Origin of the sequence: Rhodococcus sp. 06-1460-1B (assembly GCF_002258475.1) — a bacterium.
GTDB lineage: Bacteria > Actinomycetota > Actinomycetes > Mycobacteriales > Mycobacteriaceae > Rhodococcoides > Rhodococcoides fascians.
This window is the reverse complement of sequence record NZ_NOYS01000034.1, coordinates 79,618-106,047: the sequence shown is the minus strand read 5'-3', so window position 1 is coordinate 106,047 and position 26,430 is coordinate 79,618. Positions and strand designations below refer to the sequence as shown.

24 protein-coding genes are annotated in these 26,430 nt (G+C 64.5%); 8 read left to right on the top strand and 16 right to left on the bottom strand.

The features are described 5' to 3' along the window. Positions 1-3: 3 nt before the first annotated feature. The 4 genes from CH268_RS20635 to CH268_RS20620 are packed head-to-tail and all read right to left on the bottom strand — an operon-like array spanning position 4 to position 5,280. Positions 4-1,602: an acyl-CoA carboxylase subunit beta gene (locus CH268_RS20635; protein WP_027498168.1), complete on the bottom strand. Its 1,599-nt coding sequence runs from the start codon at positions 1,600-1,602 to the stop codon at positions 4-6. Further along, positions 1,599-2,747, bottom strand: coding sequence for an acyl-CoA dehydrogenase family protein (locus CH268_RS20630; RefSeq protein WP_094665753.1), 1,149 nt, complete (start codon positions 2,745-2,747; stop codon positions 1,599-1,601). The genes CH268_RS20635 and CH268_RS20630 overlap by 4 nt, the downstream gene beginning before the upstream one ends. Then, entirely contained in the window at positions 2,744-4,471 is a 1,728-nt protein-coding gene (locus CH268_RS20625) for an acyclic terpene utilization AtuA family protein (RefSeq protein WP_094665752.1), read from the bottom strand. Before CH268_RS20625 ends, CH268_RS20630 begins: the two co-directional genes overlap by 4 nt. Further along, entirely contained in the window at positions 4,468-5,280 is an 813-nt protein-coding gene (locus CH268_RS20620) for a TIGR03084 family metal-binding protein (RefSeq protein ID WP_094665751.1), read from the bottom strand. The genes CH268_RS20625 and CH268_RS20620 overlap by 4 nt, the downstream gene beginning before the upstream one ends. Before the next feature lie 94 nt (positions 5,281-5,374). On the opposite strand from CH268_RS20620, the gene CH268_RS20615 reads away from it, so the two are divergent. Together CH268_RS20615 and CH268_RS20610 are read left to right on the top strand one after the other, a co-directional pair. After that, positions 5,375-6,448: an endonuclease/exonuclease/phosphatase family protein gene (locus CH268_RS20615; RefSeq protein WP_094665750.1), complete on the top strand. Its 1,074-nt coding sequence runs from the start codon at positions 5,375-5,377 to the stop codon at positions 6,446-6,448. A 7-nt stretch (positions 6,449-6,455) separates the two neighbouring features. Further along, positions 6,456-6,854, top strand: a complete 399-nt coding sequence (locus CH268_RS20610; protein ID WP_094665749.1) for an ASCH domain-containing protein — start codon at positions 6,456-6,458, stop codon at positions 6,852-6,854. A gap of 241 nt (positions 6,855-7,095) precedes the next feature. Here CH268_RS20610 and CH268_RS20600 read toward each other — a convergent pair whose 3' ends face one another. Continuing rightward, a complete protein-coding gene (locus tag CH268_RS20600) occupies positions 7,096-7,677 on the bottom strand; it encodes a class F sortase (protein WP_094665779.1) in 582 nt (193 codons plus the stop codon). A 97-nt stretch (positions 7,678-7,774) separates the two neighbouring features. Next, complete coding sequence (locus tag CH268_RS20595) at positions 7,775-9,193, bottom strand: ice-binding family protein (RefSeq protein WP_094665747.1); 1,419 nt, start codon at positions 9,191-9,193, stop codon at positions 7,775-7,777. A 407-nt stretch (positions 9,194-9,600) separates the two neighbouring features. Between CH268_RS20595 and CH268_RS20585 the strand changes: the two genes are divergently transcribed. Beyond that, positions 9,601-10,278 (top strand): TetR/AcrR family transcriptional regulator C-terminal domain-containing protein, encoded by a 678-nt coding sequence (locus CH268_RS20585; protein WP_048316104.1) that lies wholly within the window; start codon positions 9,601-9,603, stop codon positions 10,276-10,278. Positions 10,279-10,285: 7 nt separating this feature from the next. Here CH268_RS20585 and CH268_RS20580 read toward each other — a convergent pair whose 3' ends face one another. The 3 genes from CH268_RS20580 to CH268_RS20570 all read right to left on the bottom strand — a co-directional run bounded on the left by CH268_RS20580 (position 10,286) and on the right by CH268_RS20570 (position 14,122). Next, positions 10,286-11,011 carry an alpha/beta fold hydrolase gene (locus CH268_RS20580; RefSeq protein ID WP_053068619.1) on the bottom strand — a complete coding sequence of 242 codons (726 nt, stop codon included), beginning with the start codon at positions 11,009-11,011 and terminating at the stop codon, positions 10,286-10,288. Positions 11,012-11,015: 4 nt separating this feature from the next. Further along, positions 11,016-12,728 (bottom strand): MDR family MFS transporter, encoded by a 1,713-nt coding sequence (locus CH268_RS20575; protein WP_048316106.1) that lies wholly within the window; start codon positions 12,726-12,728, stop codon positions 11,016-11,018. A 92-nt stretch (positions 12,729-12,820) separates the two neighbouring features. Next, positions 12,821-14,122, bottom strand: coding sequence for an MFS transporter (locus CH268_RS20570; protein ID WP_441346992.1), 1,302 nt, complete (start codon positions 14,120-14,122; stop codon positions 12,821-12,823). A gap of 79 nt (positions 14,123-14,201) precedes the next feature. On the opposite strand from CH268_RS20570, the gene aroQ reads away from it, so the two are divergent. The 5 genes from aroQ to CH268_RS20545 all read left to right on the top strand — a co-directional run bounded on the left by aroQ (position 14,202) and on the right by CH268_RS20545 (position 18,595). Then, positions 14,202-14,636 (top strand): type II 3-dehydroquinate dehydratase, encoded by a 435-nt coding sequence (gene aroQ / locus CH268_RS20565; protein ID WP_032365301.1) that lies wholly within the window; start codon positions 14,202-14,204, stop codon positions 14,634-14,636. Between the two features lie 79 nt (positions 14,637-14,715). After that, positions 14,716-15,486 (top strand): DsbA family protein, encoded by a 771-nt coding sequence (locus CH268_RS20560; protein ID WP_027498181.1) that lies wholly within the window; start codon positions 14,716-14,718, stop codon positions 15,484-15,486. A gap of 20 nt (positions 15,487-15,506) precedes the next feature. Further along, complete coding sequence (locus tag CH268_RS20555; protein WP_094665746.1) at positions 15,507-16,091, top strand: vitamin K epoxide reductase family protein; 585 nt, start codon at positions 15,507-15,509, stop codon at positions 16,089-16,091. Positions 16,092-16,242: 151 nt separating this feature from the next. After that, the gene (locus CH268_RS20550) at positions 16,243-17,766 is read left to right on the top strand and encodes a C40 family peptidase (protein WP_094665745.1); all 1,524 of its coding nucleotides are present in this window, start codon (positions 16,243-16,245) and stop codon (positions 17,764-17,766) included. 37 nt (positions 17,767-17,803) lie between these two features. After that, positions 17,804-18,595 (top strand): acyl-[acyl-carrier-protein] thioesterase, encoded by a 792-nt coding sequence (locus tag CH268_RS20545; RefSeq protein ID WP_255182465.1) that lies wholly within the window; start codon positions 17,804-17,806, stop codon positions 18,593-18,595. Here CH268_RS20545 and CH268_RS20540 read toward each other — a convergent pair. The 7 genes from CH268_RS20540 to CH268_RS20510 form a co-directional block, all read right to left on the bottom strand. Next, positions 18,499-20,016, bottom strand: a complete 1,518-nt coding sequence (locus CH268_RS20540; RefSeq protein WP_255182464.1) for an AMP-binding protein — start codon at positions 20,014-20,016, stop codon at positions 18,499-18,501. The two genes, CH268_RS20545 and CH268_RS20540, sit on opposite strands and share 97 nt — an antisense overlap. Beyond that, positions 19,952-20,584 (bottom strand): energy-coupling factor transporter transmembrane component T family protein, encoded by a 633-nt coding sequence (locus tag CH268_RS20535; RefSeq protein WP_094665743.1) that lies wholly within the window; start codon positions 20,582-20,584, stop codon positions 19,952-19,954. Before CH268_RS20535 ends, CH268_RS20540 begins: the two co-directional genes overlap by 65 nt. Next, on the bottom strand, positions 20,581-21,261 hold the full coding sequence (locus CH268_RS20530; protein ID WP_027498187.1) for an energy-coupling factor ABC transporter ATP-binding protein: 681 nt from the start codon (positions 21,259-21,261) through the stop codon (positions 20,581-20,583). Before CH268_RS20530 ends, CH268_RS20535 begins: the two co-directional genes overlap by 4 nt. Further along, positions 21,258-22,379, bottom strand: coding sequence for a thiolase family protein (locus CH268_RS20525; protein WP_094665742.1), 1,122 nt, complete (start codon positions 22,377-22,379; stop codon positions 21,258-21,260). The genes CH268_RS20530 and CH268_RS20525 overlap by 4 nt, the downstream gene beginning before the upstream one ends. Then, positions 22,376-23,524, bottom strand: coding sequence for an AMP-binding protein (locus CH268_RS20520; RefSeq protein ID WP_094665741.1), 1,149 nt, complete (start codon positions 23,522-23,524; stop codon positions 22,376-22,378). Before CH268_RS20520 ends, CH268_RS20525 begins: the two co-directional genes overlap by 4 nt. Next, positions 23,521-24,072 (bottom strand): biotin transporter BioY, encoded by a 552-nt coding sequence (locus CH268_RS20515; protein ID WP_239535631.1) that lies wholly within the window; start codon positions 24,070-24,072, stop codon positions 23,521-23,523. The genes CH268_RS20520 and CH268_RS20515 overlap by 4 nt, the downstream gene beginning before the upstream one ends. Before the next feature lie 158 nt (positions 24,073-24,230). Beyond that, positions 24,231-26,408 carry an HNH endonuclease signature motif containing protein gene (locus tag CH268_RS20510; protein WP_094665740.1) on the bottom strand — a complete coding sequence of 726 codons (2,178 nt, stop codon included), beginning with the start codon at positions 26,406-26,408 and terminating at the stop codon, positions 24,231-24,233. Positions 26,409-26,430: the final 22 nt, after the last annotated feature.

Here is a 26,430-nt window from a genome sequence, read left to right as displayed (position 1 = left end):
GCATCACATCCGGAAGACACCGAAGTTCGCGGTGCCTTCGATCGGGGCAGAGGCGATGGCCGACAGGCACATTCCCACTACCGTGCGGGTGTCACGGGGATCGATGACGCCGTCGTCGTAGAGGCGTCCGGACAGGAACATCGGCAACGATTCGGCCTCGATCTGATTCTCGATCATCGCGCGCAGTCCGGCATCGGCCTCCGCGTCGAACGCTTGACCGCGAGCTTCTGCGGCGGCGCGTCCGACGATGGAGATGACGCCGGCCAGCTGTGCGCCACCCATGACGGCGGATTTGCTGGACGGCCAGGCGAAGAGGAAGCGCGGATCGAAAGCACGGCCGCACATGCCGTAATGGCCGGCTCCGTAGGACGCCCCGAGCAGGATCGAGATGTGCGGCACCTTCGAGTTGGAGACGGCGTTGATCATCATCGATCCGTGCTTGATCATGCCGCCTTCCTCGTATTCCTTGCCGACCATGTAGCCGGTGGTGTTGTGCAGGAACAACAGTGGCGTGTTCGACCGGTTGGCGAGCTGGATGAACTGCGTCGCCTTCTGCGATTCCTCGCTGAACAGCACGCCGCGTGCGTTGGCCAGAATGCCGATCGGGTAGCCGTGCAACTCTGCCCAACCGGTGACGAGCGAGCCGCCGTACATCGGCTTGAACTCGTCGAAGTCGGAACCGTCGACGATGCGGGCGATGACCTCACGGGGATCGAACGGGATCTTCAGATCGGTGGGGACGATGCCGAGCAGATCCTCGGGATCGGCGAGTGGCTCGATGACCTCGGTGCGTGGCTCGGGCCCCTTCTTCTTCCAATTCAACCGGGAGACGATGCTGCGTCCGATGCGGATGGCGTCCTGCTCGTCGACGGCGAAGTAGTCTGCGAGACCGGACTTCCGGGCGTGCATCTCGGCTCCACCGAGTGACTCGTCGTCCGAATCCTCACCGGTGGCCATCTTCACCAGGGGCGGCCCGGCCAAGAACACCTTGGATCGTTCCTTGATCATGACGACGTGATCGGACATGCCGGGAACGTAAGCACCGCCCGCAGTCGAGTTGCCGAACACCAGGGCGATGGTCGGAATACCGGCCGCCGAGAGCTGCGTCAGATCGCGGAACATGCGCCCACCGGGGATGAACACCTCTTTCTGCGTGGGCAGGTCGGCACCGCCCGACTCGACGAGAGAGATCACCGGCAGTCGGTTCTGGGTGGCGATGTCGTTGCCGCGGAACCCCTTCTTCAGGGTCCACGGGTTGCTGGACCCGCCGCGGACCGTGGGATCGTTGGCCACGATGAGACATTCGACCCCGCACACGACACCGATACCCATGACGGTGCTGGCACCGACGGGAAAGTCGCTGCCCCACGCCGCAAGTGGGCACAGTTCGAGAAACGCGGAATCCTCGTCGATCAACAATTCGATGCGCTCACGGGCGAGCAGCTTGCCACGCTTCTTGTGGCGATCGACGTACTTCTGACCGCCACCGAGTAGCGCCTTGTCGTGTTCGGCGTCGATCTCGGCCAGTTTGGTGTGCATGGCTTCGGTGGCACCGGTGTACTGCTCCGATGCGGTGTCGAGAGTGGACTTCAGCACGCTCATGCCTGGTACCCCAATCGTTTTGCGGCAAGGCCGGTGAGAATTTCGGTGGTTCCGCCGCCGATACCGAGGATGCGCATGTCGCGGTATTGCCGTTCGACCTCGCTCTCGCGCATGTACCCGAGTCCGCCGAAGAGTTGGACGGCTTGATTGGCCACCCACTCCCCGGACTCGACGGCGGTGTTCTTGGCGAAGCAGACCTCGGCGATGAAGTCACCGTCCTCCTGCATGGACCGCTCGACGAGGGAGCGGGTGTACACGCGAGCGATGTCGATCTTGCGCGCCATCTCGGTGACGGTGTTCTGTACGGATTGCCGTGCGATGAGCGGCTTTCCGAAGGTCTCGCGATCACGGACCCACTGCAGCGTCAGATCGAGGCACCGCTGCGCGCTGGCGTAGGCCTGAGCGGCGAGAGCGATACGCTCGGTGAGAAATGCCTGCGCGATCTGGACGAAGCCACTGTTCTCGGCACCGACCAGGTTGGCCACCGGAACCCGGGCGTCGACGAAGGAGAGTTCGGCGGTATCGGAGGCGCGCCACCCCATCTTGTCGAGCTTGCTGGTGACCTCGAAGCCCGGTGTGCCCCTTTCGACGACGAGGAGCGACACTCCGGCTGCACCCTCGCCTCCCGTCCGGACCGCGGTGACGACGAAGTCCGCACGGCACCCCGAGGTGATGTAGGTCTTCGACCCGTTGACGACGTAATGGTCGCCGTCTCTGACCGCCTTGGTCCGCAGATGACCCACGTCGGAGCCGCCGCCCGGCTCGGTGATCGCGAGCGAGCCGATCTTCTCCCCCGCGAGCGTCGGCCGTACCCACTTGTCGATCTGCTCAGGATCTCTCGCGGCAACCAAGTGCGGCAACGCAATTCCACAGGTGAACAGAGAAGCGAACAGTCCGCCCGACGCGCCGGCCTGGTGCATCTCCTCGCAGATCAGCACCGCGTCCGCGAGATCACCGCCGTCGCCGCCGACGTCCTCGGGAAACCCTGCGCCGAGCAAACCGAGAGAGGCCGCTTTCTTGTGCAGCTCGCGCGGGATCTCACCCTCGGTCTCCCACTGATTCATGTGCGGCGCAATATCCTGTTCGACGAAACTGCGAACGGTCTTGCGAAGCTGCTGACGCTCCGGGGTAGTCCAGATGCTCATATGAGTGCTGCTTTCTTGTCGGGTCGTTCCGCAGGCTCCACTCCTGTGAACACGAGTGTTTCGGGGATGTCGATGTGCCGCGACCTCAGCCATTCACCGAGTCCCTTGGCCTGTGGATCGAATCTGGCCTGCGACGCCACGCCTTGGCCGAGAATGCCGTCGATGACGAAGTTCACCGCCCGCAGGTTGGGAAGTACATGCCGAGTGACAGTGAGTTTTTCGGCCTCGGGCAACATCTTCTTCAGGGTCTCGACCGTCAATGCGTGCACCAGCCAGGCGAATTCGTCATCGGTGCGCACCCAGACCCCGACGTTGGCATTGCCGCCCTTGTCGCCGCTGCGGGCCGCGGCGATGGTGCCGAGTGGTAGTCGGATGGTGTCCTCGGCGGCTCGCGGTGCCGGCAGCTGCGGTTCGACCAGCGATTCCAGGACTCGCGTCTGCGCCGAGGGTGCGATGCTGCGTTCGGTGCCGTCGGCCAGGTGGGCCGTATGCGGTACGTCGTGTGCGTCGACGAAACCTGCGGTGAACACCCCGTACGGGGCTCCGTTTCCGGGCGGTGCGGTGACCGAGAAGCCCGGGTAGCTGGCGAGCGCGAGTTCGACCGCCACAGCCGAGAACTGGCGTCCCACCGCGTCGGGGTTACTGTCGCGGGCGACGCAGCGCAGCAACGCGCTTGCGGTTTCCTCGGTCTCGGCGTCGGGCTTGTCGGTACGCACCAGAGTCCAGTCCAACTCGGTCGGTCGGGCGGGCAACCACGACTCGAACTGCCGTTGCGCCAGTTCGGCTTTGGCCTCGATGTCCAGGCCGGTCAACACCATCGTGAATTCGTTGCGGAAGCCGCCGAGTGCGTTGAGCGACACCTTGTAGGTGGGCGGCGGCGCTTCTCCGGTGACCCCGCTGATCGATACTCGGTTGCTGGACTCCTGCGCCAGGACCGCCGTGTCGATGCGCGCGGTGACGTCGGGGTTCGCGTATCGGCCACCGGTGATCTCGTACAGCAGTTGCGCGGTGACGGTACCGACACTGACGGCACCGCCGGTGCCCTCGTGCTTGGTGATGACGGAGGATCCGTCGGCTTCGATCTCGGCGATGGGGAACCCGGGACGGGACATGTCGGCGATCTCGGTGAAGAACGAGTAGTTGCCGCCGGTCGCTTGAGTACCGCACTCGATGACGTGGCCCGCGATTACTGCGCCGGCCAATGCGTCGTAATCGGTTGTCGACCAGCCGAAGTGAGCGGCGGCGGGGCCGACGATGACACTGGCGTCGGTGACGCGACCGGTCACGACGACGTCGGCACCGGAGTTCAGGCATTCCACGATTCCCCACGCACCGAGGTAGGCGTTTGCCGTCAGCGGGCTCCCGAGGCCGAGTTCGCCTGCCCTGCCGAGGAGGTCGTCGCCGTCCACGTAGCCGATCTTCGCGCCGGAATCGAGCTTCTCCAACGCCTCGACCAGTCCGCGCGGATTGAGTCCGCCGGCATTGGCGACGATCTTCACGCCCTTGTCGAGTGCCAGTCCGAGACAGTCCTCGGCCTGCCGCAGAAAGGTTTTGGCGTAGCCACGGGTCGCGTCCTTCATTCGGTCGCGTCCGAGGATGAGCATGGTCAGCTCGGCGAGGTAGTCACCGGTGAGGTAATCGAGGTCTCCTCCTTCGAGCATCTCCCGCATCGCGGACAGTCGATCTCCGTAGAAACCGGAGCAGTTGCCTATACGTACGGTCATGCTTTCTCGCGTCCTGCCTTGTCTCGTCCCTGTCCGGGAGGGCCTGCGAAGGCTTGGGCGATGGTGAGCCAGTGTGCGGCATCGGCCCCGTCGGCTCGAACGTCCAGATCGTCGCGGTGTGCGCGCTGAGTGACGAGAAGGCAGAAATCGAGTGCAGATCCGGTGACACGCTGTTCTGCGTCGTCGGGACCCCACGTCCACACTTCGCCCGAGGGTGCGGTGAGCTCGACTCCGAACGGTTCCGCCGGCGGAGTCTGCTCGTTGACGGCGTAAGCGAAATCCCGTGTCCGTACGCCGATGTGTGCGACTCCGCGGATTCGGTCGGTCGGCACGCGGGTCACGCCCAGCGCATCGGCGACATCCTGTCCGTGGGCCCACGTCTCCATGAGACGGGCGGTGGCCATGGACGCGGCACTCATGGGCGGCCCGAACCACTGGATCTTGACGCCCGACGGGACCTGCTTCAGCGCGTCCGTCATGGCGTGGCGGCGGGTTCGCCAGGCGCTCAACAGTTCCGGATTGCTCGCTTCCTCCTCGGCGGCGTCGTCGACGAACCCGGTGGGGTTCTCCCAGGCCTTTTTCAGCGTGCGGGCGAACTCCTCCTCGGCCGCGGCATCACCGGACGCTGCGGATGTGGTTCGCTCCGCGACGTGATCCGTCCACGACAGGTGCGCGATCTGATGTGCGATCGTCCAGCCCGCCGCCGGAGTAGGTGCCGCCCAGCGTTCGGGTGCCAGCTCGGCCACCAGCGCGTCGAGGTCGTCACCCTCGGCACGGAGATCGCCGACGAGTGAGTCGAGGTCTGCCATGGGACCAGCTTCACAAAGGCACGAGAAAAAAGCAAGCACGCTTGCTTGTTAATTCGTAACCTTACGTTCGCTTGCCGTCTCTACGGTCGAAAACGTGAAAACGTCGAGACTTGTAGCCGTCGCCGTTACCCTCGCCTTCATGGCTGCCGGCTGCTCCGCCACGGACCCGTCTGCTGCAGACCCGACCCTCGACGAACCGTCGAGCATCCGGGTGGCGACGTTCAACGCCAGTCTCAATCGGTCCGCGGCCGGACAGTTGGTCACCGACCTGAGCGCGGAGAACGCCCAGGCTCGCGCAGTAGCCGACGTGATCTCCGCGAACTCACCGGATGTTCTGCTGGTCAACGAGTTCGACTATTCGGGGTCCGATGGCCCCACCCTCTTCAACGAGAACTACCTCGACGGGCAGTACCCGTTCTTCTTCACTGCTCCGGTGAACACCGGCGTCGACTCGGGACTCGACCTGGACGGGGACGGCGCACTCGGTGGCCCCGGTGACGCCTGGGGATTCGGACAGTTTCCCGGTCAGTACGGCATGGTGGTGTACTCGAAGTTCCCGATCGACACCGGTTCGGTACGCACGTTCCAGAACTTTCTGTGGAAGGACATGCCGAACTCGCTGTTACCGCGCGACTATTACGGAGAGAACGCAGACGCGCTTCGACTGTCCAGCAAGTCTCATTGGGACGTGCCCGTCGAGGTGAACGGGAAGACGCTGCACGTGTTGGCTTCGCATCCCACTCCCCCATCCTTCGACGGACCCGAGGACCGTAACGGTAAGCGCAATCACGACGAGATCCGGTTGAGCGCCGATTACATTTCCGGTGCCGACTACCTCTACGACGACAACGGCGTGCGAGGCGGACTCGACGAGGGAGCGTCGTTCGTGGTGATGGGCGACCAGAACAGCGATCCGGTCGACGGCGACTCCGTGGCCGGTGCCATCGCACAGGTTCTGGATCTTCCGCGGGTTCGAGATCCGGCACCCACGTCCGATGGACATGGAACGGACACAGCTGATTTCGCTGATCCGACGCCAGGCGACCTTCGCGTGGACTACGTACTACCGTCGGACGATCTGACCGTTCGCGACTTCCAGGTGTATTGGCCCGATCAGGCCGAGCACCCGTCGGACCACAGACTGGTGTGGGTAGACCTCGAAATATGATGCGTGAGTGACCGATCTGCCGATTGTCGAGTTCGCCTACCCGGGCCCACTACGGGACACGCTGGTTGCGGCCGTGCTGTCCGGAGCGAAGACCAGCACGGCAAGCCTGTTGGCTCAGTACACCGACGAGGAGCTGCCGAGGGTCGGTGAACGCGGTGCGGTGGTGAATTCGACGGGTGCCGTGGTCGGGGTCATCGAGACCACGGCCGTCGATGTCGTTGCGCTGAGCGATGTTCCGCTACAGCATGCGCTCGACGAGGGTGAGGGATACGCCGATGTGGCGCAGTGGCGTGCCGGACACGAGAGATTCTGGCAGTCGGCCGAAGTCCGCGAGGAGCTGGGCGATCCCAATTTCACGGTGAACGACGACACTCAGGTGGTGCTGGAGCGATTCGAGCTGGCATGAGGGTCTGCCTGTGCCGCTATCACCACAGCCTGAAGACCGCGGGCCTGTGGACTCCGGTCATCCTTGCTGATGGCGTCGAATTCTGGGTCTCCAATGCCGGCACCACTGCCGTCACCGTGCCTGCAACCACGCAGCTCGCCGATTGCGGCCACCTACCGACCGTCTACCGCAGACCCCAAGGCGCGGAACAGCAGGTAGATTCATCGACCTCGAACTCGAGCCGGGCTAGGAAGGTAGAGCGTCAGACCCGATCCGCGTAGACGACGATGTTGTCCTCGTAACTAGCGACATCCGAATCGAATTGGCCACCGCATGTGATCAGACGCAACCCTGGGTGGTCGAGATCGCCGTACACCTTCTGGGTGGGGAAAGCATCCTTCGGATACTGCTCCACAGCGCTGACGACGAACCGGACCGTACTTCCATCCTCGGCAGTGACGGACACATCGTCTCCCTGCTCCAGTTCGCGGAGTCGGTAGAACACACCCGGACTACCGGCCCAATCCACGTGGCCGGCAACGATGGACGGTCCCAGCTGACCGGGGACCGGCGATCCGGTGTACCAGCCTGCGGGAAAACCGCCCGGCGGGACCTCCATTGCTCCATCGGGATTCAACCCGAGGTCCATCACATCGGAATCGACACCGATCGCGTCGATCTCGATACGTTCGGGCGGAGATGCGACACCATCGGCCGAACCACCGCTCTGGGCAGGGACCGAATTCGGTTGAGCAACAACGTCAGCCGATGTCGTTGCTGGAGTTACAGTCGGAGCGGGTTCATCGGCCGGTGTCGCACACCCGGACACGAGGGCGACCACCATCAGGCAGGCTGCTGCCGCAGCCCGCACTGCAACCCGGTGACGGGTCACAGTGCGGGAAACTTCTGCAGCAGTATCGATCTCAGTGTTCACGTGTTACTCAGCGTCGACGACGGCTGAGCGCCAAGGCGGAGACCCCGCCTGCAGCGAGTACCAACAGCACAGCCCACATCGACGTCATCGACGCCGCGGTCGGCCGCACGCTGGTGCTGCCATCGCCCGTTTCGACTCCACCGTTGGGAATCTGGGTGATCTGGCCACCGGGGTTGTATGTACCCGGCTGATCAGGGCCGCCCGGCTGATCGGGAGTGCGCGGCTGATCCGGAGTGCGCGGCTGGTCCGGGGTGTTGGGCTGGTCCGGAGTCCGAGGCTGGTCCGGGGTGTTCGGCTGGTCCGGAGTGCGCGGCTGGTCCGGAGTGTTCGGCTGATCCGGCGTGTTCGGGTTGTCCGGCACGTTCGGGATACCCGGAATCGGCGGAAGCGTGATGCCGGGGATCGGCGGCAGACCCGGGATCGGGGGTACTTCGATGACGATCGGCGGCGTACCGCCACCATCACCTGGTGTACCCGGCGTTCCGCCACCATCACCCGGCGTACCGCCGCCACCACCCGGGGCGGTCGTCGTTGTCGTGGGTGCCGGTGTTGTTGTCGTGGGTGCCGGCGGTGTGGTCGTCGTGACCGGAGGCGTCGTGGTCGTGACCGGAGGGTTCGTGGTCGTGACCGGCGGTTCGGTGATCCCACACTCTGCGTTGCTGATCGTGTTCGAGTCGAGGGTGACTGCGCCGGTCAAAGCCAGGAGTCGTCCCCGCACATCGGCATCCGTCGTCGCGGTGATCGACGCCTGCGCCATGACCGTGCCGACGAAATCGGTGCCGGTGCCGAGAGTGGCCGAGCTTCCCACCTGCCAGAACACGTTGCACGGACTGGCCCCGTTGATCAGCGACACACTGCTGTTCGACCCCGTGATGAGAGTGGATCCGGCTTGGAAGATGAAGACCGCAGCGGAATTGCCTTGCGCATCGAGCGTCAGAGGCAGAGATCCGGTCAATCCGAGCGTGTCGCCCTTGTACAGACCGGCATACCGTGTGGTGCCCCCGAGCTCGACTGGAACCAGTTCGGGACCAGATCTGTTGGCAGCGTTGGTATATGCAACCTGCAGAGCAGCTCTCGCATTCAAGGCCCGTTCGTTCTTGTCATCGATCACGCCGTTGGTAATTTGGCCTTGCAGCAGGCCGCTGACGCTCGAAGGGTTCCCGTCACCTGGGCTCACACCCACGGAGCCGTTGATCACAGATCCACCCGCATCGGTCACGGTGGAGCCGGCAAGAATTGCGTACGGATCTGCGGCACCGAGACCGACGGTGGGGACGACGACAGCAGGTGATTGAGCGTCGGCCGAAGAGGCGTTGACCAGCATGAGCGCGCTGGTGGCCAGTGCGACGGTACCGACGAGGGGAATCAACGCCGAGCCCTTGCGTCTGGATGTGGACGGCGCAGGACGATGTTGCGGAGAGTACATGGTGTGTACCGATCTGCTCGAGGAGATGCGTGCGAGGCTTGTTGCCGCACAACGCTTTAGGGATATCGATTCCCCCGACGAGATTCGATGGTGTCTGCAGAGGTACCGCGACGGTCGACGATGGTCACTGGAATTCACCAGGGGCGTCGAGGTCTCGCGGAGTCCGTATATCGGTGGCGTCGCCGGCTGGCTGTTCAACTGCGCGACATGAGTAGAGGGGGCGCGGAGGCTCGTGGCCCACTCCGCAACAGCGAGTTTCCCCGTATCTCTACGGTGTAGAACTACAGCACACCATGTGTAGGGTCGGGGGTCAAGCGAAAAGCGTTGGTGAACAATAAGATTGTTTATCAACCGAAAGCCGTCGGCTTGCCGCTTATCCGAATAACCGAAAATGGTGGAGCAATGTGATGACCCCCTCGGATCGCAGCAGCCACAACTCTCGGGACAGAATCGACCACGAATTCGTCGTGTCGGCCGCCCTCGCCATCATCGACGACACCGGACTCGACAGCCTGACCATCCGCAGCCTGGCCGTCTCGATCGATCGCGACCCCATGACCGTGTACCGGTACGTCGCCACCAAGGAAGCACTACTCGACGCCGTTGCCGATTCGATTCTCGGCGACCTCGTGTCGGTGGACGGATCGGACACCGATTGGCGACGTCAGCTGACGATCTTCGGCCGGCATTATCGCGAACTCGCCTTGGCGCATCCGCGCGCGGCCGTTTTGCTGGCGACTCGGCCACGAGCAACTCCGCTGGGTTTGGGCACCACCAGGTCCCTGATGTCACTCGAAGGCATATTGAGCCTGTTTGCCACCGCGGGATTCACTGTCCCCGAGGCGCTCTCGGCCTACCGGTTGCTGATGTCGATGCTCCGCGGTCACGTGCTCAGTGAAACGCAGGAGACGACGGACAACCCGGACGAGACCGTCGACAGACTCAGCCTCGCGTTGCGCAGACTCCCGATCGAGGACTTCCCGATCATGTCCGTACTGCCGCCACTCATCACCGCATACGACGGTGCCCGCGAGCTCGATCGCGGATTGGAGGCCCTGTTCGACGGCCTGCGTCACACACCGTGACCACGGATCAGGCTCGGCGAATGGGCGCGAACGTCTGCACTGCATCCTGGGTGAAGAAGTCCAGCAATATCGCATTGGACAACGCGGGCTTCTCGACCAACACACCATGCGAGGTACCCGGGACTATTGCCAGCTCGGCGACCGGCACACTGCGGTAGAACTCGGCAGCATGCTCGATGCTCACCTCGTCGTCGTCACCGATCATCACCAGAGTGCGCACCGACAACGCGGCGAGATCGCTCGCAGTCAGTGCGGGATCTGCACTGTGCATATCGTCGAGCCGGCGTACGAAATCGCTACGGTCGGCATCGCCGAGTCCGGACTGCCCGCCGCCCCAACCATCGCGATGAAAGACACTCGCGACGCAGGCGAGACGATCCACCAGATCCGGGCGTTGCAGTGCGACCAGTAGCGCTACGACACCGCCGTCGCTGCACCCGGCCAACCGCGTCCGTCGCCCGACGACCTGCTCGATGAACGCAACGGTGTCGTCGACCATGTCCGAGAACGTCAACTCGGAGGAGAGACCAGGCCCGGAAACTTCAGGGGTGCGGCCATGCCCTCGACGTTCGGGGGTGAGCACCCGAAACGCCGAGGACAGCCCTGCGACAGTGACATCCAGCGCTCGCGCATCAGCGCCCCCAGGATGGAGAAGGACCAGCGGTTCCCCGTCGCCCACCTCGGCGTACCAGGTGTCCACCGAGCCGAGCCGAACCCAGTTCTCCGAATTCACGCCATCAATGTAGACCCGTGCCCACGTCGTTCGCTCGCTCTTCGTCGCGTTCCTGTTGAGCTGCCGCCAGACCCGACATCGTGCGCAGCGGCACCTCCTTGAGGAAGAGCACCAGGACGAATCCGAGGAGCATCAGGATCGACACGGCCAGGAACACGTAGTCCATCGCGTCGGAGAAGCCGATGCGGAACGGCTCGGCGAGCGCGGGATCGAGCTTCTGGATGAACGAACTGTCCTGCAAGGCACTACCGGCAACGGATGCATCACCCGAGGCGATGGCCTTCGCGAACCCGGACTCCAACGGATCGGCACTGGTGGCCGCGCTCTGCACGGCCTGCTGGAACGCGGGCGTCGAACTCGCGGCGACCAACGCATGGCCGGTCTTGGGCGTCAGCTGCGTGAACAGCATCGACAGGAACACCGCCACGCCGACCGTCGCACCGATCTGACGGAAAAAGGTTGCCGCCGAGGTGGAGACGCCCATGTCCTTGGGCGGCATCGCATTCTGGATGGCCAACGTGAGCGGCTGCATCATCGAACCGAGACCGAGACCGAACACACCCATCACGACCATGGTCTGCCACAACGGAGTGTCGGCGTGCACGTAGTGGAACGTGAACATGGCGATCGCCATCAGCGCAGTGCCGACGATCGGAAATATCTTGTACCGCCCCGTCTTCGAGATGATCGAACCCGACACGATGGACGCGATCATCAAAGCGCCGACGAGCGGCAAGGTCTGATAACCGGCGAGAGTCGGCGAGGAACCCTTGACCACCTGCAGGTACTGCGGCAGCAACGAGATGCCGCCGAACATGGCTGCGCCCGCGATGACACTGACGGCAATACACAACGAGAACAACGGGTTTCGAAAGAACCGCATGGGGATCAGGGCGTCGTCGCCCATCTTGATCTCGGCGAGAACGAATGCGATGACGCCCACGATGCCGATTCCGAAGCACAGCAGTGCCCGCGGCGAACTCCATCCCCAGACGCGGCCCTGCTCGGCGATGATCAGCAGCGGCACGAGCCCGACGCTGAGAAGCACTGCGCCCCACCAGTCGACGCGGGCTTCGCGGCGGTAGACCGGCAGGTTCAGGACCCGCCAGACGACGACGAGCGCGATGATGCCCAGCGGAACGTTGATGTAGAAGACCCAGCGCCAGCCGGTGATGCCGAGAATGGACGACTGTCCGGCCAGCAGACCGCCGATGACCGGCCCGAGCACACTGGACGTACCGAACACCGCCAGGAAGTAACCCTGATACTTGGCGCGCTCACGCGGGGGCACGATGTCGCCGATGATCGCCAACGCCATCGACATCAGGCCACCTGCACCCAAACCCTGCACGGCCCGGAAAGCTGCGAGCTCGTACATCGATGTCGCGATGCCGCACAGCATGGACCCGACGACGAAGATCGAGATGGCCGTCATGAAGAACGGCTTGCGCCCGTAGAGATCGGAGAGCTTGCCGTACAGCGGGGTCGAGACAGTGGACGTGATCAGATATGCCGTTGTCACCCAGGCGAGAACGGAGAACCCGTTCAGGTCGTCGGCGATAGTACGTACCGACGTGGACACGATGGTCTGATCGAGAGCCGCCAGGAACATACCCATCATCAGGCCCGACAGAATGGTCATGATCTCGCGGTGCGAGTACTCGCCACTCACCGCACTCGCTTCACGCTCGGCGGTCGCTTCAGGCTCGCTTACCATCTCTTTGTTTCACCTTTACGTAACGTTTGCTTGTGTCCTACAACGATATTCGGACCACCAGCATGCTCGTAGAAAGCCGACTAAGCAAAGGTTTATTTGCGGCGCATCCGGTCTCGGACCTCGCGCATCGTGTGCGGGTGGATGCCGTCGGCCGCGAGCACCTTGCGCGTCTTGCGCCGTGTCGCCAGCACCCCGATGATCGCGATGATCCACACGGGAAACTGCACCAGCATCGCGACCCGGAAACTGTCGAAGTTGTAACCGCCCATGGCGTCGAGAATCCACCCGATCGCCGCGATGACCAACAGCGATGCCAGGAAGCCGCCGATGTTGACCATCCCCTGAGCCGTCCCCAGATTGGCACTCGGATTGAACGTGCGGGCGAGGTCGAATCCGATCACCGACCCGGGCCCACCCACGGAAATCACCACGACGAGAAGAACGAGCAGCCACAGCGGCGCAGGTCCGGGCAGCGACAGCACGATGGCCCACATCGTGGCGTTGCTGACCATGATCGCCAGCACCAGCCAGGACCGACGCATCGGGTAGCGCCCGGTGAGCAAACCGAGCACGATGCCCGACGCCACCGCCGACAGCACCGACAACGTCAGCAGCGCTCCGGCCGTCGACGCCGACAATCCCTGAGCGGTGGTCATGTACGGCACACCCCACAACAAGGCGAACGTGGTGATCGAGAACTGGGTCCCCATGTGCGAGAAGAATCCGAGCCGGGTTCCCGGTCGTCGCCACACCTCGCCGATGGAGTCCAGCGTCTGCCGCAACGACGTCGGCTCCGGTTCCGGAGCAGTGCTGTCGTCGGGACGATCTCGAATCAGAGCGAGCGAGAGGACGAGTGCGAGCAAACCCAGTGCCGCCGCGCTACCGAAAGCGAACGTCCACCCCGGCCCGTTCAACAGAATCAGAAACGGCACGGCCGAGAGCACCTGCCCGAGCTGACCCAGCAGCCCGGTCAACTGGGACACGATCGGCACCCGCCGCGGCGAGAACCAACGCGGCACCAGACGCAGGACCGAAATGAACGTCAGAGCGTCGCCGATGCCCACGAACGCACGCGCCGCCACCGCGACCGGCAGCGATTCGGTGAGCGCCAACGTGATCTGCGCCGACGCCATGATCAGCGCACCGGCAGCGATCATCTTGCGCGAACCGATCCGATCCAGCAGCACTCCGGCCGGAATCTGCATCGCCGCGTACACGACCACCTGCAGCACCACGAACGAGGACAACAGAGACGGGGAAATCGAGAACCGGTCCGCAGCGCTCAGCCCTGCGACCCCGAAGGCCGTTCGATGCAGCACCCCGATGACATACGCGAAGACACCGATGCCCCACACCACCCAGACTGTCTTGCCAGTACTCACCGTCTTCCCAATGCTCACGGGGCAATTGTGTCAACCACGCTGTGGAATGATCGGACCCGGTAGTTCGTAGAGCAGGAAAGCGAGTGACGTCATGGCCAAGCAAGTGCTGGTGCTCAACGGTCCGAACCTGAACATGCTCGGCACCCGTCAGCCCGAGGTGTACGGCCGTGCCACCCTCGCCGACGTCGTCGCCCTGTGCGAGAAGACCGCCGCCACACACGGACTCGACGTGAAAGCAGAGCAGTCCAACCACGAGGGACAGTTGATCGACTGGATCCACGAGGCACGCGGGGTGGCGTCGGGCATCGTCATCAACCCCGGCGGACTGACCCACACGTCGGTGGCACTGCGTGACGCACTCGTCATCCCCGAGGTCCCGATCATCGAGGTGCACATCTCCAACGTGCACGCCCGCGAGGAGTTCCGGCACCACTCCTACGTCTCGCCGATCGCCAGCGGAGTCATCGCCGGACTCGGCATCGACGGATACCGATTCGCAATCGAACGACTCGCTGCTCTTATTTGATACTGCTCTTATCTGATACTGCACTTGTTCGACACTGCTCTCATCTGACACTCAGGTTGTCCTGCATAAACTGGTCGCCGTGAACACCAGCAACAAGGCATCGAGAGACGGCAGAGCGTCCAAGGACATCCGGGCAATGCAGAACGGCGACAAGAATCGTCGAACGCTGATTCAGATCGTCGTCGCAGTCGTTCTCATCGCGCTCGTTGCAGCCATTGCTCTGTTCATCGTCAACAAGGATTCGACGTCGGGTGAGGCATCTCCCGACGCGAGTTCCACATCGGGCCCGCAGCTGACGCCCACGTCGCTCACCGCGAACGGTGCCATTCGTTTCGGCAACCCCGATGCCACCACTGTCGTCAGCGTCGTCGAGGACTTCCAGTGCCCGGCCTGCAAGGCATTCGAGTCGGTCAGCGGATCGACTCTGCAGCAGCTGGCCGACGCAGGCAACGTCGCCGTCGATTACCGTCCCATCTCCATTCTCGATCGCTTCTCGAACGGCACGATGTACTCCACCCGTGCTGCGAGTGCGTCGATCTGCGTCGCCGAGAACGATCGGGACAGTTGGATGAACTGGCACAACTCGATGTTCGCCGAGCAGCCCGCCGAGAACGGCAACGGTCTGCCCGACGACAAGCTCGTCGAGATCGCTGCCGCAGCCGGTGCCGACTCCCCCGCCACCGCGTCGTGCATCACCGACGGCAGTTACACGGACTGGGTCACCACCCAGACTCAGACCGTCATCGGCGAGGGCATCAACGGAACGCCGAGCGTCCGCGTCAACGGCACCGACGTCGCCACCCCGACACCCGAGAACATCCTCGCTGCCGCCGCGGCAGCCGGAAACTGAGCAGCAACCGGTAACCGACCATGAGAACTCGCGCCGGCGCTGCAGTCTTCACACTCTTCAGCGCACTGGGGCTCCTCGCCGCACTGACCCTGACGGTCGAACGATTCAAGCTCCTCGAAGACGCGTCCTACGTTCCGTCGTGCAGCCTGAATCCGGTGCTCTCGTGCGGGTCGGTGATGGTCACGAAGCAAGCCGCGCTGTTCGGATTTCCCAATCCAATCCTCGGAATCGTGGCGTTCTCCGTCGCTCTCGTCGCCGGTATCCTGTGGCTCGGCCGCGTCGAACTCCCGCACTGGTTCTGGCTCGGACTCAGTGCCGGTCTGCTGCTCGGCGAAGTGTTCGTGCACTGGCTGATCTTCGAGAGTCTCTACGAGATCGGTGCCCTGTGCCCGTACTGCATGGTGGTGTGGGCGGTGACGATGCCACTGTTCGTACTGGCTCTGAGCCGACTGATCAGCACCGGCTCCAGTAATCCGGACGAACGCCCGGGCACAGTCGGCCGTCTTTTCCTCGAATGGCGGTGGACGCTGCTCGCCGTGTGGTACGCAATCGTCGTCGCGCTCATCGGAATCCGGTTCTCGGACTACTGGGCCTCGTTGCTCTGACAGTTTCGCAGCTCTGAGTTTCGCTGCTCTGACAGTTTCGCAAAACTCATGAGTCGATCGGCTGCACCGTGCATGATGGTTGCAGCACCCGGGTGAGTCTGATCACAGCTCCTGGCTCGGGGAAGAACGATCGAGTAACAGGAGTCGAAGCATGGCAGGCGATCCCTTCGCAGTCATCGTTGCCGTCATCGTGTCTGCCGCAGGCGCAGTCGCCGGAACGGACGCCCCAGCTCCACTGCAGAATCAGGCGGTGAAGGATCAGGCAGCCGCGGTCGCTGCCGCTGCCGAGGACCAGGGCAAAACGATGTCCGACCAATGGGCAGACCTGATGGGCACCATGCCCGAACCCGCCGCCGACGTCGCAGACCGAACCCTGAACGACGCCGCCGAGGGACTGCACACCGCCGTCGAACCGATGCTTCCGGAAATGCCCACGGTTGCCGAGATCGAGACGCCGGACGCTATCGCAGCTGCAGGCGCTGCCGACACTGCTGCGCCTGAGGCGGTGTCCCCAGCTGCAGGGGCAGCCGTCACACAGGCTGCGATCACTGCCGGTGCCCCGCTTCCCTTCAGTGTCTTCTCGTCGAGCAGTGTTTTTTCGTCGAATGCGGCATCCAGCGCCGTCGCCGGGCTCGCCACCGGCGCCCTGCAATTCGCCGGCCGGACGTATACCGCCGCCGACATCGCGACCCAGACGGCGTTCATGGCATCGGCCGAAGCCATTCGGCGAGCACTGTTCCCCGGTCTACCCATCACGTTCACCGGCATCAATGTCGGTCCTATCGGTTTGGGTGCGGTGGGAGCGATCACCGCGTTCGTTCCGTGGTTGCAGAAGGCGGGCAACATCTGCGGCGGCGTCAAGGCCACAACGATCGCCGCGCTCTATGCCGCAGAGAACGGATTTCGATACGGTCCGACAGCTCCGGTATCGAGCACCGGCGCACAGGGACCCGGCCAGTTCATGCCGGGAACCTGGGCAACCTACGGCAAGGACTACGACGGCAACGGCGTGGTCGACGTCAACAGCATCGGCGACTCGGTCATGGCGTCGGGAACGATGCTGTGCGACATCTACGGACAGGTCGACGGCTGGAAGCGCGACGGCAAGGTCTCGGGCGACACGACGGACCTGACCCTCGCCGGATACAACGCCGGAGCGGGCGCAGTGTTGCGCTCGGGCGGAATGCCTTCGGGGTCAGTCGATTACGAGACTCAGACCAAGCCCTACGTAGCGCGCATCCGGGCCACTGAGGCCCAGTTCGCGGCCATCCTCACTCCGTTCGCTGGGCTCGATCTCACCGGAATGGGCGGGCGGGCAGTGCAATTGGCGATGGATTACCTGGGCCTGCCGTACGTGTGGGGCGGCGGAAACATCAACGGACCGTCCGGCGGCGGATTCGACTGCTCGGGCCTGACGTCCTACGCACTGTTCAAGGCCTCGGGCGGAAAGGTCACCCTGCCGCGTACGTCGGAGACGCAGTGGAACGTGGGCACCGAGGTGCCGATGGCCCTCGCCCAGCCGGGCGATCTACTGTTCGGCAACTGGGGCGCGGCGGGCCCGGGACACGTGGCGATCTACATGGGCAACGGGCAAATGGTGCATGCGCCCACCACCGGTGACGTGGTGCGGGTGGCACCGGTGTTCGACGGGATGCGAGCTCGCCACATCCTCTGACGGGTATCACGTGGGTCCACCCGCGTACAGTGCGGACGTGACCAATGCACGCGTGGAACCGGCCGGCTTCGACGACGAACTGGCACCCGAGCCGCCGCCCGGTGAAGGCTTCGAGACGAGCTGGCCAGTACGTACCGGCGACATCGACCCCAACAACCGACTGCGGTTCGACGGTGTCGCGCGCTACCTCCAGGACATCGGCACCGACAATCTCGACGCCACCCCTCTGGGTAAGACCGACCCGATGTGGATCGTGCGACGCACCGTCATCGACGTGTTCGAGCCCATCCACTTTCCCGACCGCGTGCACCTGCGGCGCTGGTGTTCCTCGATGTCGACGCGCTGGTCCAACATGCGGGTGGCGGTGACGACCCCCAAGGGCGGTCGCATCGAGACCGAGGGCTTCTGGATCAACATCAGCAAGGACACCGGCATGCCGACGCGCATCAGCGACGGGGCACTGGAGATGCTGGCCAAGACCACCGATCAGCACCGCTTGCGCTGGAAGGCGTGGCTGACCGAACCGGTACCGTCGCAATCCCAGGACGATATCGAATTCCCCTTGCGCGCAACCGATATCGACCCCTTCAATCACCTCAACAACGCGGCGTACTGGCACGCGGTCGAAGAACTGCTGGTGGACTTGCCGCACCTGGCCGCAGCGCCCCACCGCGCCGTCATCGAATACCTCACGCCCGTACTGGCGAACGAACGCGTGACGCTGCGTCACCGCTACGAGGGCGGAGCGCTGACCGTCTGGTTCGTCGTCACCGGAGCCTCGGGCGAACCGACGGTCCGGACCGTCGCCAAGGTTGCACCCAGGGCCTGACGATCGAGCTTGCCGCGCGGGGTACGCGGCAAACCGTCGACGATCGCGATGACGACGGGCAGACTCGGGTCGGGTAGCAACGAACGCAGGCGCCGCCGTATCTGCGCCACCGTCGGTGAATCATTCTGTGCAACAACCACTCCGGCGACCGGTATCTCTCCTGCTCGGTCATCGGGCAGGCCCAGAACTCCGGCATCGAGAACACCGGGGACCGACAACAGCGCCGCCTCGATCGGGGGCAACTCGACCGTGAGGCCGGCTCGAACGATCGTCTCGCTGCCGCGGCCGAGCAAAGTCAGCCGGCCCTGGTCGACGCTGCCGCGATCACCGACCGTCATCCACCCGTCGACCGGTCCGTCCGTCAGGCTGGTGTGCTCACCCACCCGACTCAGATAGCCGTCGAACAGCATGTCGCTGCGCACGTGCAGCAGTTCTCCCCTGGTCTCCACCTCGACGCCGTCGAACAGCGTCCCCTCGATCTCCGCCCCCTCGATCTCCGCCCCCTCGGAAGTTCGACGGTCGTAGGAGACGAAGCTCAGTTCCGACGCGCCGTAGAAGTGCGTCATGGTCGCGTTCGGTAGCACCGTGGCAAGTGCCGCCCGACCCGACTGCGGCCATCGCGCCGCGGAAGAGAGCACCTCGCGGACGCTGGGGTACTGCACATGCGACCGCGCGATGTCCCAGGCGATCGTCGGTACCGAATACAGGTGTGTCGGAGCATCTTCGAGAGCAGCAGCCGCCGTGCGCAGGTCCACCGTCGCGCCGCGAGTAAGCCCGTGCAACGCACCGTAGAGAAAGTGCGTGTGATCGAGAGTTCCCGATGCAGACACTCTGTCGCCCGGACCGAGATCGAACAGAGAATCGGAACGGTCGAGCGTGGCCGCCCAGGACGCCTGATCACGAACGAACAATTTCGGTGGGCCGGTGGTTCCGGAGGTGATGCCCACGAGCAGTTCGGCGCTGCGTGCCGGCGGATCCACGCGCGCGACACGGTCGCCGGCGAGCTGCTCGGGTGCCAGCACCGCGTCGGCACCCCACCTGTGCGATCGTGCGTGTTGACGCGGATGGGCCACGATGAGCGACGGTGCAGTGACCGACATCGCGTCGACGAATTCGCCGGGTAGCAGATGCCGATGCAGCAGAACGACACTCACGCCGGCATGCATCGCGGCCGAGACGACGACCAGCGAGTCGATGTCCGACGTCGGCAACACCGCGATGCGACGCATCCCGGCCATCGACCCGGCGGTTCTTTCAACCCGACGCCACAGATCCCGGTACGTGATCCGATCTGTCGCGTCGACGATCGCGATGTCTGCCCGGTCGCAATGCTGCGCTATCCGCGCGGTGAGAAGATCACTCGTCATCTGCACCGTCGTCATCCACACCGTCGTCGTCGACACCGCGCGCCACCAGGGCATCGCCCATCGCATCAGCGGTACGGAGCGCGCGCACCAACACCGGTGTGGCCAGGGCCGTCATCGACCACTGCAGGCCGCGGGCCTTTCGGGCCTGCGACACTTCCTGCACGATCGACGCCAACAACGGTATGCAGCGAATGGCAAGGGCCAGAAGCAAACCGATTCGATCCGGGTCGACGCCGAAGCGGCGGACGGGACCGAGGGCTCGGGTGACGGTATCGAGCATGTCGGTGACCCGGGTGGTCAGCGTGACCAAAGCGGCCAACGCGACGGAGACGATCAGCACTCCGCAGACCACCACTGCGCGTTGCCAGGTGGTGATGATCACCTGAAACACGCCAATGATCAGCAGCATCCACAGCACCGGACGTAGTTGCGCCAGAGCAACTTTGACAGGGATGCGGGCGACCGCGAACAGTACTGCGACCATCACGGCAACCACGCCGACCTCGAGCGGTGTGCGTGCGAAAATCACCGCCGCCAGAATGGCAACGATCAGCGCCAGCAGTTTCGATCCCGGACTCATCCGATGCAGCAACGAATCACCGGGGCGGTAGAGACCGATCATCCGATCAACTCGCGGTAGGCCGGGACCGCGGCAGCCGGGGTGCCGTCGAATGCAATGCGCCCGTCGTCGATGACGATGACGCGCTCGAAGCCGTCCAGCAATGCCAGCTGATGAGTCACCACGATGACCTGTTGGTCCATCGAATTCAAGGCGTCTGCGACGACGCGGCCGTTACGCAGATCGAGCAATGTCGTCGGCTCGTCCGCGACGATCACCTCGGGCCGCCGGATGAGGACGGCCCCGATGGCGAGCAACTGCTTCTGTCCACCGGACAGCAGGTGAGCAGGGTGGTCGCGGTGCCGATCGAGTCGAAACCTGACGAGCATCTCGTCGACACGCTCGGCCACCTCGGTCTTGCTGAGCCCGGACCTCCGTAGCGAGAACGCGAGATCCTCAGCGACGGTGGGCATGACGATCTGAGAGTCGGGATCGGTGAAGACGAAGCCGACCTTCTTGCGGACCTGCGCGCCCTTCTTGGCCGCGTCGATTCCGTCGACCGTGACCCGGCCGGTATCGGGCTTGATCAACCCGTTGATCATGCGGGCCAGCGTGGATTTTCCCGATCCATTGGACCCGATGATGCCGATACGGCGTTCGTCGAATTCGAGATCGATGCCGCGCAACACTTGCCGCTCGCCGAAGGCGTGAGAGATGTTCTCGAAGGCGACCGTACTCATGACACTCTCTCCACCAGCATTGCTATTCCCTGCCCGCCGCCGATAGCGCAGGCCGCCAACCCCAGCGCGGGGCCTCCGGGCTGCAGCATACGAGAGAGCAACCGCACCAACAATATTGCGCCCGACGCTCCCCACGGATGCCCCATTGCGATGGCACCACCGTCCGGGCAGATGCGGTCCTCGTCGATGCCGAGCTCGTCCGCGACGGCAAGCACGACCGACGCGAAGGCCTCGGTGATCTCGACTGTTTCGATGTCGCTCAGCGCCACCCCGGTGCGGGCGAGCAGTTTGTCGATCGCGGGTACCGGTCCGAGCCCGGGAAGGGCAGGATCGGACCCGGCAACAGCGCTGCCGAGAATGCGCAGCGCCGGCATGCCTGCGGCTCGCTCGAGGCTGGTGACCGCCAGAGCGGCTGCGCCGTCGGAGATTCCACACGAATTACCGGCGGTCACGGTCCCGTCTGTGCTGAACGTGGGGCGCAGCCTGCCCAGGCGCTGCGTCGTCATGTTGGGCCGAATGCGCTCGTCGGTATCCATGTTGTTCACAGCCACGATTTCCGCGGAGAAGTCGTACGCTGCCGCTCGGGCGAAAGACCGTGCGGCATAGGCATCCTGGCGTTCGCGACCGATCCCACGACGCCGCGCGAGATCATCCGCCGCAACACCCATGTCCGGGTCGTCGAAACCGTCGGGCGCGAACGGCGCTCGGGTGTAGCGGACCGGCTCCGCGTCGCCGACGGGCGGCCAGAACCGCCACGGGCTGGTACTCGCAGATTCGACTCCCCCGGCCAGAATCATCGTCTCGTCGCCGCTCCGGATGCGCGACGCGGCTTGGGCGAGCGCGTCCAACCCGGATCCACACTGCCGATCGACGGTGACCCCGGGGACGGCGACACCGAGCCCGGCACCCAAGGCCGCCACTCGGGCGACGTCACCGCCTGGGCCGAGACAGTTGCCGAGAATCACGTCGTCGATCGGAACACCGAGCGGATCGATCTCTGCAGCAACAGCTTTCAGAACCGCTACGGCCAAGTGAGGTGCCGTGACATCGGCGAACCCGTGCCCTGCGATACCGATCGCGGTCCGTTTACCCGCGACTACAACGGGTGTGGGCGTCATGCCAGTGCCCCTCTAGCTAGTAGGGCCCCGCGTGCGATTTTTCCGCTGGCGGTGCGGGGCAACTGCTGTACCACCGTCCACCGCCTCGGTAGTGCCTCTTTGGTCATGATCGCTCGGGCATCGGCGCGCACCACGTCCAGATCGCGTGAACCGTCGAGTTCGATCACGGCAGAGACGGTTTCGCCGAGAATGGAGTGCGGGGTCCCGATCGCCGCGGCGGCGAGGACGCCGTCGATCGAGACCAGAATTCGCTCGACGTCCTCGGCGATCACGGTGGTGCCACCGACGTTGATCGCCGCATCTCCGCGCCCGTGGACGACGAGTTCCCGGCCACGCACGTCGGCCAGGTCGCCGACGGCGAACCAAGCACGTGCACTCGAGGCGGCGTAGGGGGACCGCACGAACAGGTATCCGTCGTCGGTGCGCACCTCGACGTGGCGAAGCAGTACCAATGACGGCTGCTCACCCACCACCCTCGCTGCGATCAAGGACAACTCGGCGGCCCCATAATATTCGACCAGTCTCACACTGTCCGGAACAGACTGAGCTGCAACGGAGTCCAGCATCGTTCCAGCAACGACCGCGATCCGAAGGTGCGGCATCCGCGGAGCGACGTCCCGCAACACCGCAGGGACCGCATGTACCACCGTGGCCTGCGCACAGTCGCCGGTGACACAGGCACCGAGCCACAGCGCATGCAGTGCCGCGAACAGATGCATCGTGGCGTGCAGGGGTCCGGTGATCGCTACCGAATCGGTGGGATGAATGCCGGTGATGGCGGTGAACTCGGCGAAGCTGTCGACCCACGACGCCGCGGTCCGCGCGAGCGGCTTGGGTCTGCCGGTGGAACCGGAGGTCGCAACCAGCAGGAAGGCGTCGGGATCGGGGTCGCCGCTGCGTTCGGGCCTGGCGGCCGGGTCCTCGACTCGCACCGCGCACCCCTGCCGAGCCGCCGCGACAACACAGACCAACGCGTCCGGCAGATCCAGTGCTGATGCGTCGTGTGATTGGGCGTCGTGTGATTGGGCGTGTGCCGGGAGGTGAGGCCACTGCTCGACGGCGGCGTCGAGTTCGGCGTAAGAGAGACTGCGACCGCGCCAGACGATGGCGGTGTCCTGGCCTCGACCTCCCAGCGTAAAAGTCACCTCTTGATCAGTCCCGGGTAAGCGCGGTGCACGCTCTTGGCGACGACCGTGGCGACGACGACCTTGGCAATGTCGCCGGGCAGGAACGGTCCGTTGGTGGTGATCGCGGCCCAGAGCCCGACGTCGGTGCGGAGCAGCAATCCGATGGTGCCGAAGATGTAGATGACGAGGATCCCGCCGACGGCGTTGATCAGCAGTCCGAGCACGATCGAGTACTTCGGCAGGATGCGGGCGGTGAGCCAACCGATGATCAGCGCTGCGGGAATCCAGCCGATCAGGTATCCGACGGTGGGGCCGGCCATCGCCGCGAGGCCGGTGCGTCCGCCCGCCAACAGCGGCAGGCCGATCATCGTCAGGGCGAGGAACACGAGTACTGCGGCCGTGCCCTTGCGTGGTCCCAGAACTGCGCCGGCCAGGATGATGCCGAGGGTCTGCAGGGTGATCGGGACTCCGGAGAAGCCCACCGTGATCGATCCCGGCAGTCCGAGCGCGGCGATGAGCGCCGCGAACACCGCGATCTGCGCCATGTCGCGGGCGGAGACGTTCATTCGACCGACCTTACGGCTCGGCGGGCGAGTACTGCTGTCGATACCTGACACGGTGGCTCCTCGAGGAAGGGGCGATCACCTGCCCCAGATACTTGAACGGCGTTCAAGGTAGCAGGTGCGTGGCCCTGACCACCTATCGGGCACCGGCCGTGCCGGCGTCAGAAGGGCGCGGGATCGTATCGACTCCAGTCCTGTCGTATGCGTGCGTGTACAACGCGGCAATGTTCGAGATAGGCCCGCCTCTTCTCTGCGAGCCTCTTCCTTGCCGAGTCCGTCGAGGCAGCACGGAAGTCCGCGAGCGTCGGGGGTGCGGATCCGCTGTAGTCGAGTTCCCATCGGGTCGGTTCGGACAGGGACTTCACTAGTTCCGCAGACCGCTTCCGACGTCGGCTGCGACCCGCGTGCGATCCGATCGACAAGTCCGGCAACGTGATCGAGCGCAACCCGAGCGAGTTCGACCACAGAATTACCCCTCCGGCCACCATCGCCGCCGACCACGTTTTCGAGGTCTTCGCCTGATGATGGAACACGCACACCGGTTGAAGATTGGTCACGATGGTCCAACCTCCCCGCCGCGGATCGTCCTGATCGAACGGCACCAGATGATCGATCTGGCACCGCGCCGACGGCACGTCGCAACGGGGGAACGTGCACGTGCGATACGCGGCCCGAACGACAGCAGCGACGCGGGCACTGGGTCGATAGGTCACCGCAGCCTGAGATGGACTGCGCTCCCCGCCGTGGCCGTCGGGAAAGATGCCCCGAGCACGCTCGGGCTTCTCGGCAATCCATGCGAGCCACCGCGCGACCAGCCCATCGCGGACAGACTCCTCCCCCAGCACAGGGGCTGCGGGTGAACGCGCGCAGCCACCTGCCCCGCGTATCGACGGAAGCTCGCCCGCACCGCGCACGCGCCCGATGCCCACCACTCGACGTAGCAACAAACCGGTCGACAACCGCAAGCCTGGGTCCTGACCGCTGCCCGGGTCTCGACCGCTGTACTTACCGCGGTGCGAGTATCCACCGCTGTCCGGTTCTTCTCTGCGACGGTCGTCCTGGTCGCCGGTGCCTGGACCCGCATCGTCGTCAGGACCGGCATCGCCGTCGGAACCGCCATGGCTGTCGGGACCGGAATCGCCGTCAGGGCCGGAATTGCCATCAGGATTCACGCCGTTCGGGTCACCGCCATCCGGCCCTCTGCCAGACGGTCCTCCACCTTTCGGGTTACCGCCCTCAGGGCCGTCGTCGCCCTCGTCGTCGTCGCCGCACTCACCACCCTCAGGGCCGTCGTCGCCCTCGTCGTCGTCGCCGCACTCACCACCCTCAGGGCCGTCGTCGCCCTCGCCGTCGTCGCCGTCGTCGCCGGAACTGTTTCCCTCGGGTTTGAGCATGTCGACCAACTCGGTCAGCATGGCCTGCCATTTCGCGTCGGTGGCGACGATGCGCGTCACCTCCGGATCGATGGGCGTCCCGTCCGCCAAGGTCGCGGGATCCGAGGACAGTCCCAGCAGCGTCTCCACCGCCACCACGATCTGAAGGAGATGCCCGCGCCGAGGAGGGAGATCATCGGTGCCACCCGCAACCGGGCAGTCGTCGCCCAGATCGCACTGACAGGCCAGCGAATGTTCGCCGTGTAGCAACGCCATCAGTCCCGCCGCCCGCAGCATCCCCGTCGACCGCGGATCGTCCTTGCAGACAGTCCCCACAATCTCGACGATGAGCGCATCCGCTTCGGCCGCCTCGAGATGCGTGATTTTTGCGATGAGCGACGAAATACCGCCGGGACCGGTGCGGTCGATCCGCACTCCGACTTCCTCCGACTTCGCGGTCTCGCGAGCCTGCGCAGCGCCGTCCGGATCGGCCCTCATCCACAACCGCCAGATTCGGTTCCGCAAGGCCTGCGGACGCATTCGGCCCCCTGCGGCGCAGACCTCGTATTCGATTGTCGAGATGGTCTCGTCACTGGCGCGATGCAACACCGAGGTGATGGTGACCACCGTCGACCAGTCGAAGCTGCCGGTCACGAAACGCAAGGCCGTCAACGGCATTCGATGTAAACGCTCCGCAACGTCGTGCATCACCCCCGCATCACGACGCGTACCGGTCATCGTCACGGCCAAGTCGCACAACGCGCCGCGAACGGTCTCGCCGGGGTCCCCACCGTCGGATTCAGCAGCCTCCAACCGCATTTCGAGCACGTCGCAGTACGCCAGGACGGTCCCCGCCCGGGCGAGATTCTCCTGGACACGGCTGAGCGCGATGACATCGAGAAACCCCGCAATACAGTCATCGACCGACGGCGTCTCCACCGCTCCCCACCCCCCGGTATCGAACATGTATTCGATAGTACGAGAGGGG